The following is a 13,624-nucleotide window of genomic DNA, read 5'->3' as shown; positions in this document are numbered from 1 at the left end:
GTGGAGCGCCACCCCGGTCGCTCCCACAAGGGATGTATTTGCCGGCCGAGGGCGCAAACGCTGCGGGCTAGGCCCGGCTCGCCAACGCCGTCGCCAGGCTTTGCTCCAGCGGTAGCAACGGCAGCAGCGTCGCCTGATAGGCATGGTACAGATCCGGCTTGCCGGCCCAGATATCGGCGCTGGGCTGGTTTTGCGGGTTGAGTTCGTGGCGCCAGCTGCCGTTTTCGTAGTCGATGAACATCGTCTCGCTGAATTCCCAGAACGTCCGGTACCAGTCTTCGTATTGCTGCTCGTGGGTGCGTTGCAGCAGCGCGGCGGAGGCAGCGGCCGCTTCGGCGTGGGTCCAGTGCAAACGATGGCGAACCACCGGACTGTTTTCCCAGTCGAGGGTGTAAACGATCCCCGGCGCGCCATCGACGTCCCAGCCATAGCGGCAGGCGTTTTCGAACAGCCTGCGCGCGTCTTCCAGCAGCCAGGCGGGCGTTTCCAGCCGGGCTTTGCGCCGTGCCGCTTCCAGGTGCAAGACCAGCCGCGCCCATTCGAATGCGTGGCCAGGCGTGGTGCCGTAGGGGCGGAAGCCGTCGTTGGGCTTGTCGACGTTGTAGTCGGGAATCGGCTGCCACTGCAGGGTGAAATGCTCGATCACTTGATGGTTATTGCCCGCGGCGTGCTGATGGATGACCCGCTCGACGATGCTCAGCGCCCGATCCAGCCAGTGCGCATCGCCGGTGACGTCGGCCAGGGCGAGGAACGCCTCGGTGCTGTGCATGTTGCTGTTGGCGCCGCGATAGCTTTCTTCGTTACGCCAGTCGCGGTCGAAGGACTCGCGCATGGCGCCTTCTTCCTCGCTCCAGAAACGCCCGGTGATCACCTGAATCGCGTCTTCCAGCAGCGCCTGTGCGCCGGGGCGTCGAGCGACGACTGCCGAGCTGGCCGCCAATGCAACGAAGGCATGCAGGTAGGCGTTCTTGCCCGTTTCGGCGCTGTGCTCCAGGGGTCTGGCGAACCAGCCGCCATGCTCGGCATCGCGCAACGGCCCGGCCAGCGCCGCGATGCCGTGATCGACCAGCGCGGCGCAACCGGGAATACCGTTGATGTGGGCCATGGCAAAACTGTGGGTCATGCGTGCGGTGTTCATGGTTTCGGCGACGGCATCGGCGGGGAGCCGGCCGAGGTCATCCAGATTGCCGAAGCCCTGGGGCAGTTTCGAGGCCTTGGCAAACGCCAGCAGCCGATTGCCCTCCTGCATCAGCCAGGCCGTGTGACCCGGGGAGCGCAGCCAACTGCTGAAATCGCGATTCACGTCATCCATTGCCCTTCACCTATCTCGTCGGCAGGTTCGGCCCGCCAGGAATTATTAGTCGGGGCGAATCATGCAAGCCGAGGGCAGCGACAGGCAAGTGAATGAGGTGAAAGGGTTGGCCAGCTACAAGCTGCAAGCGCCAAGCAGCAAGCAGCAAGCAGCAAGCAGCAAGCAGCCATAGTTTTGCAATCAGACCCGAAAGCGCGTGACCACCTGATTCAACTCCGCCGCCAGCCGGGACAGCTCGTTGCTCGACGCGCTGATCTGGTTGGCGCCGGACGACGATTGCATCGACAGGTCACGGATGTTGACGATGTTGCGGTCCACTTCCCGCGCCACCTGGGCCTGCTCTTCAGCCGCGCTGGCGATCACCAGATTGCGCTCGGAGATCTCGTTGATCGACGTGGTGATCCGGTTCAGCGACTCGCCGGCGCCCTGGGCCAGTCCCAGGGTTTCGGTCGCGCGAGTGCGGCTGATCGACATCGATTCCAGCGCCTCGGTAGAACCTCTGCGCATGGTCGTGACCATCTTGTCGATTTCCAGGGTCGACTGCTGGGTGCGGTGGGCCAGTGCGCGCACTTCATCGGCGACCACGGCAAAGCCGCGTCCGGACTCACCCGCCCGCGCCGCTTCGATGGCGGCGTTCAGCGCCAGCAGGTTGGTCTGCTCGGCGATGGAGCGAATCACGTCCAGCACCTTGCCGATGTCCTGGGACTGATCGGCGAGGTTCTGCACCAGTTCCGAGGTGTGCTGCACGTTGCCGGACAGGGTCTGGATCGAATTGACTGTGTCGATGACCCGGCTCTGGCCGTCGCGCGCCGCGGTGTTCGATTCGCTGGACGCCTGGGACGTCGACACGGCGTTACGCGCGACTTCCTCGACGGCCGAGGTCATCTCGTTCACCGCCGTGGCGGCCTGTTCGATTTCGGCGTTCTGCTGATGCAGGCCGCGATGGCTGTCTTCGGTCACCGAATTCAGCTCTGTGGCGGCCGACGCCAGTTGGCTTGCCGAGTTACCGATCAGGCTCAGGGTCGAGCGCAGATTGGCTTGCATCTGCTGCAACGCGCTCTGCAAGCGAGTGACTTCGTCATTGCCCTCGACGCGAATGTCATGGGTCAGATCGCCCTTGGCGACGTATTCGGCGGCATTAACCGCTTCCTGCAGCGGGCGAACGATGCTGCGGGTCAGCCACACCGCGAGGACCACCGTGGCCAGTGCCGCGATCAGCACGAACACCAGCACCACGTTTCGGGAGTTGCCGTATTGCGTTTCTGCGGCGGCGCCTTCGAGCTCGACCTGATGGGAGTAGAAGTCACCGAGTTCGCCCAATTGCGCGCCGGAGTTGTCGACCGCCGTCTTCATGTCCACCAGCAACAGCTTGTTCAGCGCCTTGAGGTCTCCGCTCTCGGCGAGCACAAAAGACTGGGTCAACCCCCGCTGATAGTCGACCAGGGTCGCGCGGAATTTGCCGTACAGCGCCTTCTCTTCCGGGGTGTCGATAAAGGCGTCGAGGCTGGTAAGTTTCTCGTCGAGGATCTTGGCGCGCGCGTCCATCTGACCCTTGTAGACGCTGACGTTTTTCGGATCGGCATCAAGAGCAACCCGCAGCGAGATCGTGCGAATGCGCAGCATGGCCTCGCGGATGTCGTTGACCAGACGCATGCTCGGCATCCAGTTGCTTTCAACGGCCACTTCGCTCTGGCGGATCGTCGACATCTGGCTCAGGGCGAACCAGCCGAGCAACGCGACCAACAGGGAAATCAGGGTAAACCCAAGGCCGGCGCGGCGGGCGATGGTCAGGTTGCGTAGGCTCATAACGGTCGGCTCATTCTTGTAGGGGCGGGACGCGAAGTCGTCATATGACTACCGCTTATCGACTTCGCCGCAGGCTTCTTGAGGCGCTGGCCCGTGAAGAATCCGAACACCTGTTCGAGAAAACATCGAACCCCGCCCGCTTGAGCGGTCTAGACCCTTATGCCCGACATCACATTCAAGCGGAGGTGAATCATGCATCTGGAAGGCTCCTGCCATTGCGGCGCCGTCGAATTCAGCCTGACAAGCGCCCATCCCTACCCTTATCAACGCTGCTACTGCTCGATCTGCCGCAAGACCCAAGGCGGCGGTGGCTACGCAATCAACCTGGGCGGCGATGCCAAAAGCCTCAAGGTCAAAGGCAAGGACAACATCGCCATCTACCACGCGAAGATGCGCGACGATAAGGGTCACCAGACCCACATCAGCAGCGCCGAACGGCATTTCTGCAAACGGTGCGGCAGCGGGCTGTGGTTGTTCAGCCCCGAGTGGCCTGAGCTGATTCATCCCTTCGCATCGGCCATCGACACTCCGTTGCCGGTCCCGCCAGAGCACACGCACTTGCTGCTGAACTCCAAGGCGCCCTGGGTGGAAGTCGCCGCAGGGCCGAATGACCAGCAGTTCGAGGAATTCCCTGAAGAGTCGATCGCCGACTGGCATGAGCGGCTGAAATTGACCCGGTAGCCTGGCCGGGTGAAGTCACCGCGGCCTCTGGGCGTTCCTTCTGCAATTAATGCGGACAGAGCGCCCGCCCAACCGACCGCTCGATAATTCCCTGAACCTCTCCCCTGACTGCCGACTCCGAACTAAAAGCCCATAAGCCCAATAAAAAAGCCCACAAGGAAGCGCACATGCCTCTGCATCGAGTCGCCAGCCTGACCGACATTAAGCGAGATCGCGGTCTCCAGGTCGAGTTTGGCGAAACCAAGGCGCTGCTGGTTCTGCACGGCGACGAAGTCCGCGCGTTTCAAGCCTTCTGCCCCCATGCCGGCGCGCCATTGGCGGACGGCGCCATCTGCAACGGTCATCTCATCTGTCCTTGGCACAAGGCCGAATTTTCCATCGACGACGGCCATTTGTGCGAACCGCCTGCACTGGACGCGCTTATCCGTTACCCCGTTCAGGTCATCGACGGCCATGTGCATGTCGAGGACCAACCCATCACCGTTCATGCGCCGGTCCTGGCCGAAGACAGCCGCTGCTTCGTCGTCATTGGCGCCGGCGCGGCGGGCACGGCTGCCGCTTGCGCGCTCAGGGAAAAGGGCTTCAACGGTCGGTTACTGCTTATCGACAGAGACGCCGCGCCCGGCTACGACCGCACGGCGCTGAGCAAATTTGTGCTGTCCGCCGAAATGGAAACCGATGAGATCCCTGCCCTGCGCGACGACGGGTTCTATCTGAACAACCGAATCGAGCGGGTTCATGGCGAAGTGATGAAGCTGGATGTGGTCAACAAGCGCGTGACACTTGCGGACGGGCGGCGCTATGACTACGACGCGGCGCTGGTGACCACCGGTGGCGAGCCGCGTGGGTTGCCCCTGGAAGGCGCCGATCTGCCGCAAGTGGTGACCTTGCGCAGCCGTGATGACGCGCGCCGAATTCTGGCAGCAGTCCATCCCGGCAGCCACGCGCTGATCGTCGGTGACAGTTTTATCGGGCTGGAAGCGGCGTCGGCGTTGCGCACTCAGGGTGTCGACGTGACCGTTCTGGCCCATCACGAGGTGCCGTTTGCCAGCCAGTTGGGCGAGCGCGTCGGCAAAGCCTTGCGCGCGCTGCATGAGCAAAACGGCGTGCTGTTCCGCACCCATGTCGACGTCAGCCGTTTCGAGGGCGATGAACAAGATGGCCAGCAGGTGCTGCGAACAGCCGTACTCAGCAATGGCGAACGGGTGGAAGTGGACCTGGCCCTGGTTGGCGTCGGCGTGAGCCCGGTAACGCATTTCATCGACGGCCTTCAGTTGGAGGACGATGGCTCACTGGCGGTCGACGACGGCATGCGCGCGGGCAAGGATCTGTGGGCGGCGGGTGACATTGCCACCTTCCCCCTCAGTCAGCAGCCACGGCGCATCGAGCACTGGCGCCTTGCCCAACAACAGGCACGCATCGCGGCAGGCAACATGCTCGGCGATGACCTGCACTACGCCGACGTGCCGTATTTCTGGACCTACCATTTCGAAAAGCGTCTGGACTATCTCGGCCACGCCGAAGACTGGGACGACATCGTTTACCTCGGCGAGCCGGAGCGATTTGATTTCCTGGCACTCATCTGCAAGCAGGGCGTCGTCGCGGCCGTGGTCAGCTGTGAACGTGAACGGCCGATGGCGATGCTGGCCGAACGCATGAAACAACCGCTGTTCAAAGACGAAGCGCTCATGCTGATTAGTCAGATCGACGATTGAGATGCACGACAAACATCCCTTATTCAACCGCGCACTGGAGGTGCACCATGCCTGATAAAGAGTCCAACCGCGAAGACCTCGACCACAAGCCTGAAAACGCAGGCAAGGTCGGTGAGGAACACAAACAAGCCAATCAAAGTGGTGAACAACAGCGACCACCGGAAACGGAGCACCCGGCAGACCCTACGGATGCCAAACCTTGAGGCAGCCGCTCTAGCCTTGGCTGGTGGCCTGCTGGCGACCGTGCCGCTGTTTAGCGCAGCGGCCTGCCGCCGGCTCGGCAGCCTTGTCCACTTTCAGCCACCACGCCTCGCCTCGGCTGGGGTACTGAACGTAAAACGGCTGGCCCATTTCTGGCGTGGTGATGGAGATGCTGCGGTCCCACGCCAGCGCGAGAATCCGGTCGAACGGCTCATGCCAGGCGTGCATCGCCAGGTCGAAGGTGCCGTTGTGGATCGGCAGCAGCCACCTGCCGCGCAGGTCGATGTGCGCTTGCAGCGTCTCTTCAGGCTGCATGTGCACGTCCGGCCAATCTTCGTTGTACGCGCCGGTTTCCATCAGGGTCAGGTCGAACGGGCCGTACTGCTCACCGATTAACTTGAAACCGTCGTGATAGCCGGTGTCGCCGCTGAAGAAGATCCGCTGCTCGCCATCGAGGATGACCCACGACGCCCACAGGGTCTGGTTGCCGTCCCGCAGCGTGCGGCCTGAAAAATGCTGCGCCGGGGTCGCTACAAAGCGAATGCCGTGAATGTCTGTCGACTGCCACCAGTTCAATTGCTGAACCTTGGCCGCCGGCACTCCCCACTCGATCAGCGTGTCCCCTACCCCCAGCGGTGTAATGAAATGCTCGGCCTTGTCCTTGAGCACCTGAATGGTCATGTGATCAAGATGGTCGTAGTGGTTGTGGGAAAGGATCACCGCCTTGAGCGGTGGCAGGTCTTGCAGAAGGATCGGCGGCTGGTGAAAGCGCTGCGGTCCGGCCCACTGCACCGGCGACGCCCGCTCGGCAAATACGGGGTCGGTCAGGAAATAGGCGCCACGCAGTTTCAGCAGCACCGTGGAATGGCCGAGGCGGTAGACCGTGTTGTCAGGCGCGGCAAACAGTTGCTGGCGTGACAGCGGCTGCACCGGGATCTCCCCGGCCGGGCGGGTGTGATGGGGTTTATTGAACAGAGCGTTCCAGAAGATACGCAAGGTCTTGCCAACGCTTGAGCGCGCCATTGGCTTGATATTGAAATAGCGACCTTCTCGCCGAGTCAGGACAGGCAGCGCAGGATTTGAATCCAGGTTTTTTTCGATCGAGGCCATGGGGGCTGACTCCATAAAACGGGTGAAGGTGGCGCTGCGCAAGCTGCAAGCTGCAAGCTGCAAGCTGCAAGCTGCAAGCTGCAAGAGCATGGCGTACGCTTTGATTTCGCTGTGGCTTTAGCTTGGAGCTCAAAACTTGAAGCTTCCAGCTGCTCTTACACTACACAGTGTAGTTTCAAGCTTGCACGATGCGCAAAGAGAAGTAAACTTCCCGGTGTAATTTTCTTGTCGGGCGGTTGAGTCGTCCGCGCCACCTCACAGAAGCGAATCCATGACTGCCCCACTGCGACTGACCGACCGTAAACGCGAAGCCATTGTTCAGGCGGCGATCGCCGAGTTCCGCGACAACGGTTTCGAGGTCACGAGCATGGACCGGATTGCCGCCCGGGCCGAGGTCTCCAAGCGCACGGTCTACAACCACTTCCCCAGCAAGGAAGAACTGTTCTCCGAAATGCTCCATCGCCTGTGGTCCTCCGCCGCGACGCAGACCGATGCAGTGTACAAACCCGGCGTGCCCCTGCGCGATCAACTGCGCGAATTACTCGACGCGAAGATGAAGACCCTCGGCGACAGTAACTTCATTGACCTGGCTCGCGTGGCCATCGGCGCGACCATCCACTCTCCCGACCGCGCGCAGGTCTGGGTCAGCCGGCTCAATCAACGGGAAGAAACCTTCACCGTCTGGGTCCGCGGCGCCCAGCAGGACGGCCGCCTCAAGGCCGTCGAGCCGGTGTTCGCCGCGTCGCAGATTCATGCGCTGCTCAAGGCCTTTGCTTTCTGGCCGCAAGTCACCCTCAACGAACCCCTGCTCGCGCCGGACAAGCAGCGCGAAGTGGTCGAGTCTGCGCTGGACCTGTTCCTCTGCTGGTATGAAATCCCGCTCGATAAATCCTCGATCTAAACCCGTCCGTTATCCATGGCCGCCGTGACGCGCTCGACAATCTGCCGACGTGCGAGCAAGCCCTGCATGGCGCGATCAGTGGCGACGGCAAGGATATTGGCGGGTGCCGAGTCCGGGCGGCCCGAATCGTAGGGCGGTGCCGGCGCGTACTCCAGCTGCAGCTGGATGGTCCGGGCGGTATCGGCGTCGAACACTTCGCTGATCAGCGTCAGGGCAAAATCAATCCCCGCCGTCACGCCGCCGCCGGTCATCAGGTTGCCGTCGCGCACCACGCGCTCGCGTACCGGAATCGCGCCGAACTGCTCCAGCAACGAATGGGACGCCCAGTGAGTGGTGGCGCGGCGGCCTTTCAACAGCCCTGCCGCACCGAGCACCAGCGCGCCGGTGCAGACCGACGTCACGTATTGCGCCGTGGCGGCCTGATGCTGAATGAACGCCAGGGTTTGCGCATCTTCCATCAATACGTCGACGCCTACCCCGCCCGGCACGCAGATCACATCGAGGTCAATGCAGTCGGCGAAGGTCGCGGTCGGTACCAGGGTCAGGCCGGTGCTGGACTGCAGCGGCTCGAGGTGCTTCCAGACCAGATGCACGACCACGCCAGGCATGGTGGCAAAAACATCGTAAGGGCCAGTGAGGTCCAGTTGCTGGACGTTGGGGAATACCAGCAGGCCGATATGCAGGGTCATGGTGTGTTTCCTTGTACGAGAAGTGATTCATCTGACGGTATGAAGTGACGCTGCCGATGGGACTCGGGCCAGCGCCTGGACGAAACCACTGTAGCGAGCTAGCCTCTGGCGGATACGCCATAAAGCCAACAATTCACGCCAATTTTTACAGCGAGGGCGTTATGCCTCATCAGCCCCGGTCGGTTCATGTTCTGGCCTTTCCCAACGTTCAGTTGCTCGACGTCACCGGACCGCTGCAGGTGTTTGCCTCGGCCAACGTCATGGCGCACGAAGCCGGCCTGAAAAAAATTCCCTACCGGCCCGAAGTCATTGCCAGCGAACCCGGCAGCATCGTGTCTTCCGCCGGGCTGGGCCTGCTCACTCACCCGCTGCCGTCCACGCCCTCGGACACGCTGATCATCGCCGGTGGCGGCGGGGTCCATGCCGCGCTGCTGGACCCGGTTCTGGTGGCCTGGGTGCGAACGCAATCCCTCAGTGCCCGGCGCGTAGCGTCGGTGTGCACCGGCGCATTTTTGCTGGCGGCCGCCGGCGTGCTGGACGGCCATCGGGTGGTCACCCACTGGGACAGTTGCGATGAACTGGCGCGGCGTTTTCCGCACCTGCGCGTCGATCCGGACCCGATCTTCATCAACGAGGACAAACTGTGGACGTCCGCCGGGGTGACGGCGGGGATTGATCTGGCACTGGCGATGGTTGAAGCGGACCTGGGGCGGGACATCGCGCTGGCGGTCGCGCGGGATCTGGTGGTGTTTCTCAAGCGCCCGGGCGGGCAATCGCAGTTCAGCACGGCATTGTCGATGCAGCACCAGACCCGCGATCAAGGCAGCCGCTTTGGCGACCTGCACGCCTGGATTCTCGACAATCTGGCCAGTGACCTGTCGGTTGCCACACTGGCGGCGCAGGTGGGCATGAGCGAGCGCAGTTTCGTCCGCCACTACCGCGCCCACACCGGCAACACGCCGGCGCGGGCCATCGAGCAATTGCGCGTCGAAGCGGCGCGGCGTTTGTTGGGAGACAGCGCGCTGCCGATCAAGCGCATCGCCGACCGCTGCGGGTTTGGCACGGAAGAGACGTTGCGGCGCAGCTTCATGCGCGCGGTATCAGTGACGCCCCAGGCGTATCGGGAGCGGTTCACTGCGGCATGAGCCCCTGATGTCAGTGGGACCGGCTTTAGCCGGGAAGAGGCCGGTGCAGGCGTTCGCAACAAGCCGGCACGGAATGCGTAGCGAGCAACATACTGAGATACGCAGAACGAAATTAATTTTCATAGATTGATATTTTTATCCTGTTTCGTGTAATTTAATTTTCATCACGAAATCAGAGATAACAATAATGACTGCCTGTGATCGTCCCGCCCCCGCTTCTCTATCGCCGATGATGGCGCTTGCAACACCCACTGCCGAGTTTGTCTTCACCGCCTGGTGGCGCACGGGTTAATCCGCTGGGATTGACCCCGTCTAGCGGGCCAGCCCCGTCGCCACCAAGCCCTGACCTCCTCATTCTCAGCAAGGAATCCGTTGCATGCCTCCTTCAACCGGCCTGTCTCTCTTGGTCTACGCCGCTGTCGCGATCATCGCCCTGATCGTGCTCATCGCGCGCTTTCGTCTCAATCCGTTCATCGTCATCACCCTGGTGTCCGTCGGCCTCGCGCTGGTAGCCGGCATGCCGGCCAATGCCGTCGTCGCGTCCTATGAGGGCGGCGTCGGCAAGACGCTGGGGCATATCGCGCTGGTCGTGGCGCTGGGCACCATGCTCGGCAAAATGATGGCCGAGTCCGGCGGCGCCGAGCAGGTCGCGCGCACCTTGATCGACCGCTTCGGCGAACGCAACGCGCACTGGGCGATGGTCTGCATCGCATTTCTGGTGGGGCTGCCGCTGTTCTTCGAAGTGGGTTTCGTGCTGCTGGTGCCGATAGCATTCACTGTGGCGCGCAGGGTCGGCGTGTCGATTCTGATGGTCGGCCTGCCGATGGTCGCCGGCCTCTCAGTGGTCCACGCCCTGGTGCCGCCGCACCCGGCCGCGATGCTGGCGGTACAGGCCTATCAGGCGTCGGTCGGCCAGACACTGTTCTACGCCATCCTCATCGGCATACCCACCGCGATCATTGCCGGCCCGATCTACGCGCGCTTCATCGTGCCGCATATCCATTTGCCCGATGAAAACCCGCTCGCCAAACAATTTCTCGACCGTGAACCCCGCGCCCAACTGCCGAGCTTCGGCATTACCATGGCGACCATTCTGCTGCCAGTGGTGCTGATGCTGCTGGGTGGCTGGGCCAACCTGATTTCCACGCCGGGCAGCGGTTTCAACAGCTTTCTCCTGTTCATCGGCAACTCGGTGATCGCGCTGCTGCTGGCCACGTTGCTAAGCTTCTGGACGTTAGGCATTGCCCAAGGCTTCTCCCGCGATTCGATCCTGAAATTCACCCAGGAATGCCTGGCGCCCACGGCCAGCATTACGTTGCTGGTCGGCGCAGGCGGCGGTCTGAACCGGATTCTCGTCGACAGCGGCGTGACCAACGAGATCGTCGGCCTGGCGCAGGACTTTCACCTGTCGCCGCTGCTGATGGGCTGGCTGTTTGCGGCACTGATGCGCGTCGCCACCGGGTCGGCCACCGTGGCAATGACCACTGCTTCCGGCATCGTGGCCCCCGTGGCGCTGGGCCTGGGCTATCCCCATCCGGAGCTGCTGGTGCTGGCGACCGGCGCCGGCTCGGTGATTTTTTCCCACGTCAACGACGGCGGGTTCTGGCTGATCAAGGAGTACTTCAACATGACCGTGGCACAGACCTTCAAGACCTGGACGGTGCTGGAAACGCTGATTTCGGTGATCGCTTTCGTCCTGACCCTCGGGCTGGCGCAGGTGATCTGAGTGGACATTCTTTACCAGATCCGCGCCCGTCAGGAGTCGTTCAGCGCCGGCGAAGGCCGCATCGCCAGACTGGTGCTCAGCGACGTGGCGTTTGCCGCCAGCGCCAGCCTCGACGACCTCGCCGCCCGCGCCGAAGTCAGCAGCGCCACGCTGTCGCGTTTCGCCCGCACGGTGGGCTGCAAGGACCTGCGCGACCTGCGCCTGCAACTGGCCCAGGCCAGCGCCGTGGGCAACCGCTTCCTGACCGCGGAGCAGGCGCCGGAACAGTCGGCGTTTTTCACCCAGATCGTCGGCGACATCGAGTCCACCCTGCGTCAGCACCTGGCCGGTTTCGATGAATCACGCTTCCAGGCGGCGGTGGCCCTGCTGGCGCCGGCCCGGATGATTCATAGCTTCGGCATGGGCGGCGCGTCCAGCCTGTGCAGCGAAGAACTGCAGACCCGGCTGGTGCGCCTCAGCTACCCGATTGCCGCCAGCCGTGACCCGGTGATGATGCGCCTGATCGCCGCGACCCTGGGTCCCGAGCACAGCGTCATTGTCTGCTCACTGAGCGGGCGCACTCCTGAACTGCTCGATGCGGTGGATCTCGCCCGCAGCTATGGCGCGAAGATTCTCGCCATTACCCTGCCCGGCTCGCCGCTGGCGGAGCGGGCGGATGTCCTGCTGCCGCTGCAGATCGCCGAAACCAATTTCATCTACAAACCCACGGCCGCGCGCTACGGCATGCTGCTGACCATCGACGTGCTGGCCACCGAGCTGGCACTGACTGCGCCCGACGCCAACCGCGAACGGCTGCGACGGATCAAGCTCGCGCTGGATGACTACCGCGGCGGCGACGACGGCCTGCCCCTTGGAGACTGACCCCATGCTTTACGACCTGATCATTCGCGACGCGCTGGTGATCGACGGCAGCGATACGCCCGGCTACCGCGCTGATGTAGCCCTCCGCGACGGCCGCATCCAGCGCATCGGTGACCTCCACGACGTCTCCGCCCGCGAAGAAATCAACGCCGCCGGCCGCGTGCTGGCGCCGGGTTTCATCGACGTGCACACCCACGACGACACCGTGGTGATTCGTCAGCCGGCGATGCTGCCGAAAATCACCCAGGGCGTGACCACGGTGATTGTCGGCAACTGCGGCATCAGCGCCTCGCCCGTTTCGCTGGCGGGCGACCCGCCGGATCCGATGAACCTGCTGGGCCCCGCCGCTGCATTCGTTTATCCGCGCTTTATCGATTACCGCAACGCAGTGGACGCGGCGCGTCCGGCGGTCAACGTGGCGGCGCTGATCGGCCACACCGCGCTGCGCAGCAATCACATGGACGATCTTTTTCGAACGGCGCGCGCTGATGAAATCAGCGCCATGCGCGGGCAATTGCGCGACAGCCTGGCGGATGGCGCGCTGGGCCTGTCCACCGGTCTGGCCTATGCCTCGGCTTTCTCGGCCGAAACCGACGAAGTGAAACAGCTGGCCGAGGAGCTGACGGCGTGCGGCGCGGTGTACACGACGCACCTGCGCAGCGAGTTCGAGCCGGTGCTGGAGGCCATGGACGAGGCGTTCGCGATCGGCCGTCACGCCAGATCCCCGGTGGTGATCTCCCACATGAAATGCGCAGGCGCAGGCAACTGGGGTCGCAGTCCGCAGCTGCTGGCCTCATTGGAAAACGCCGCGCTGAGCCACCCGGTGGGCTGCGATTGCTACCCCTATGCGGCCAGTTCTTCGACGCTGGATTTGAAACAGGTCACGGACGCATTTCCGATCACCATCACCTGGTCGACGCCGCACCCGGAACAGGGCGGCCGCGAGTTGAAAGACATTGCCGCCGACTGGGGGCTTTCACTGGGGGACGCCGCCCGAAAACTGCAGCCGGCCGGCGCCGTGTATTACGGCATGGATGAGAATGACGTGCAGCGGATCATGAAGCACCCGCTGTCGATGATCGGTTCCGACGGCCTGCCGGAAGACCCGTTTCCGCACCCGCGCCTGTGGGGTGCATTTCCACGGGTGCTGGGGCATTTCAGTCGGGATCTGGGGCTGTTCCCGCTGCACACCGCCGTGCACAAGATGACCGGACTGACCGCCACACGCTTCGGGCTGCATGATCGTGGCTTCGTGCGAGAAGGGTATTGCGCGGACCTGGTGCTGTTCAACGCCGACACCGTGCGCGATGTGGCGGATTTCAAAGAGCCAAAGCGCGCGGCCGAGGGGATCGATGCGGTCTGGGTGAACGGGCATTTGAGTTACGCGGAAGGCAAACCGCAGGGGGAGCGGCAAGGGAGGTTCTTGCCGCGCAGTGGATCTCTGGTGGGTGGGTTTGGTTAATTTCTGTAGGACTGG

The 13,624-nt window shown here is 63.0% G+C and carries 11 protein-coding genes and 2 pseudogenes; 8 read left to right on the top strand and 5 right to left on the bottom strand.

Annotation, left to right across the window (positions count from 1 at the left end; translation table 11 throughout):
• Positions 1-67: 67 nt before the first annotated feature.
• The 3 genes and pseudogenes from FX982_RS16255 to FX982_RS24845 form a co-directional block, all read right to left on the bottom strand.
• A complete protein-coding gene (locus FX982_RS16255) occupies positions 68-1,312 on the bottom strand; it encodes a D-mannose isomerase (RefSeq protein ID WP_172611629.1) in 1,245 nt (414 codons plus the stop codon).
• Positions 1,313-1,492: 180 nt separating this feature from the next.
• A pseudogene (locus FX982_RS24850) lies at positions 1,493-2,089 on the bottom strand (methyl-accepting chemotaxis protein); the annotation flags it as partial.
• Between the two features lie 309 nt (positions 2,090-2,398).
• A pseudogene (locus FX982_RS24845) lies at positions 2,399-3,118 on the bottom strand (MCP four helix bundle domain-containing protein); the annotation flags it as partial.
• A gap of 192 nt (positions 3,119-3,310) precedes the next feature.
• Here FX982_RS24845 and FX982_RS16245 point away from each other — a divergent pair.
• The 3 genes from FX982_RS16245 to FX982_RS16235 all read left to right on the top strand — a co-directional run bounded on the left by FX982_RS16245 (position 3,311) and on the right by FX982_RS16235 (position 5,717).
• On the top strand, positions 3,311-3,799 hold the full coding sequence (locus FX982_RS16245; RefSeq protein ID WP_172611627.1) for a GFA family protein: 489 nt from the start codon (positions 3,311-3,313) through the stop codon (positions 3,797-3,799).
• A 167-nt stretch (positions 3,800-3,966) separates the two neighbouring features.
• Entirely contained in the window at positions 3,967-5,514 is a 1,548-nt protein-coding gene (locus FX982_RS16240; protein WP_172611626.1) for an FAD-dependent oxidoreductase, read from the top strand.
• 47 nt (positions 5,515-5,561) lie between these two features.
• A complete protein-coding gene (locus FX982_RS16235; protein WP_163022187.1) occupies positions 5,562-5,717 on the top strand; it encodes a hypothetical protein in 156 nt (51 codons plus the stop codon).
• A 10-nt stretch (positions 5,718-5,727) separates the two neighbouring features.
• Here FX982_RS16235 and FX982_RS16230 read toward each other — a convergent pair whose 3' ends face one another.
• Entirely contained in the window at positions 5,728-6,825 is a 1,098-nt protein-coding gene (locus tag FX982_RS16230) for an MBL fold metallo-hydrolase (protein ID WP_172611625.1), read from the bottom strand.
• A 271-nt stretch (positions 6,826-7,096) separates the two neighbouring features.
• Here FX982_RS16230 and FX982_RS16225 point away from each other — a divergent pair, with 271 nt between their 5' ends.
• Positions 7,097-7,726: a TetR/AcrR family transcriptional regulator gene (locus tag FX982_RS16225; RefSeq protein WP_172611624.1), complete on the top strand. Its 630-nt coding sequence runs from the start codon at positions 7,097-7,099 to the stop codon at positions 7,724-7,726.
• Here FX982_RS16225 and FX982_RS16220 read toward each other — a convergent pair.
• On the bottom strand, positions 7,723-8,415 hold the full coding sequence (locus FX982_RS16220; RefSeq protein ID WP_172611623.1) for a DJ-1/PfpI family protein: 693 nt from the start codon (positions 8,413-8,415) through the stop codon (positions 7,723-7,725). The two genes, FX982_RS16225 and FX982_RS16220, sit on opposite strands and share 4 nt — an antisense overlap.
• A 161-nt stretch (positions 8,416-8,576) precedes the next feature.
• Between FX982_RS16220 and FX982_RS16215 the strand changes: the two genes are divergently transcribed.
• The 4 genes from FX982_RS16215 (at position 8,577) to FX982_RS16200 (ending at position 13,609) form a co-directional block, all read left to right on the top strand.
• Positions 8,577-9,560, top strand: coding sequence for a GlxA family transcriptional regulator (locus FX982_RS16215; RefSeq protein WP_172611622.1), 984 nt, complete (start codon positions 8,577-8,579; stop codon positions 9,558-9,560).
• Positions 9,561-9,936: 376 nt separating this feature from the next.
• Positions 9,937-11,286 (top strand): GntT/GntP/DsdX family permease, encoded by a 1,350-nt coding sequence (locus FX982_RS16210; protein WP_172611621.1) that lies wholly within the window; start codon positions 9,937-9,939, stop codon positions 11,284-11,286.
• Positions 11,287-12,147 (top strand): MurR/RpiR family transcriptional regulator, encoded by an 861-nt coding sequence (locus FX982_RS16205; protein WP_172611620.1) that lies wholly within the window; start codon positions 11,287-11,289, stop codon positions 12,145-12,147.
• 4 nt (positions 12,148-12,151) lie between these two features.
• A complete protein-coding gene (locus tag FX982_RS16200) occupies positions 12,152-13,609 on the top strand; it encodes an N-acyl-D-amino-acid deacylase family protein (protein ID WP_172611619.1) in 1,458 nt (485 codons plus the stop codon).
• Positions 13,610-13,624: the final 15 nt, after the last annotated feature.

The organism is Pseudomonas graminis, from assembly GCF_013201545.1.
In the GTDB taxonomy this organism is placed as follows: Bacteria; Pseudomonadota; Gammaproteobacteria; order Pseudomonadales; family Pseudomonadaceae; genus Aquipseudomonas.
Note: the sequence above shows the minus strand (reverse complement) of the source record. Positions and strands in the feature narration are given on the sequence as shown.

Bases quoted from the DNA above. Each gene is read 5' to 3' on its own strand.
- FX982_RS16255 (WP_172611629.1), bottom strand. From the start codon at position 1,312: ATGGATGACGTGAATCGCGATTTCAGCAGTTGGCTGCGCTCCCCGGGT.
- FX982_RS16245 (WP_172611627.1), top strand. From the start codon at position 3,311: ATGCATCTGGAAGGCTCCTGCCATTGCGGCGCCGTCGAATTCAGCCTG.
- FX982_RS16240 (WP_172611626.1), top strand. From the start codon at position 3,967: ATGCCTCTGCATCGAGTCGCCAGCCTGACCGACATTAAGCGAGATCGC.
- FX982_RS16235 (WP_163022187.1), top strand. From the start codon at position 5,562: ATGCCTGATAAAGAGTCCAACCGCGAAGACCTCGACCACAAGCCTGAA.
- FX982_RS16230 (WP_172611625.1), bottom strand. From the start codon at position 6,825: ATGGCCTCGATCGAAAAAAACCTGGATTCAAATCCTGCGCTGCCTGTC.
- FX982_RS16225 (WP_172611624.1), top strand. From the start codon at position 7,097: ATGACTGCCCCACTGCGACTGACCGACCGTAAACGCGAAGCCATTGTT.
- FX982_RS16220 (WP_172611623.1), bottom strand. From the start codon at position 8,415: ATGACCCTGCATATCGGCCTGCTGGTATTCCCCAACGTCCAGCAACTG.
- FX982_RS16215 (WP_172611622.1), top strand. From the start codon at position 8,577: ATGCCTCATCAGCCCCGGTCGGTTCATGTTCTGGCCTTTCCCAACGTT.
- FX982_RS16210 (WP_172611621.1), top strand. From the start codon at position 9,937: ATGCCTCCTTCAACCGGCCTGTCTCTCTTGGTCTACGCCGCTGTCGCG.
- FX982_RS16200 (WP_172611619.1), top strand. From the start codon at position 12,152: ATGCTTTACGACCTGATCATTCGCGACGCGCTGGTGATCGACGGCAGC.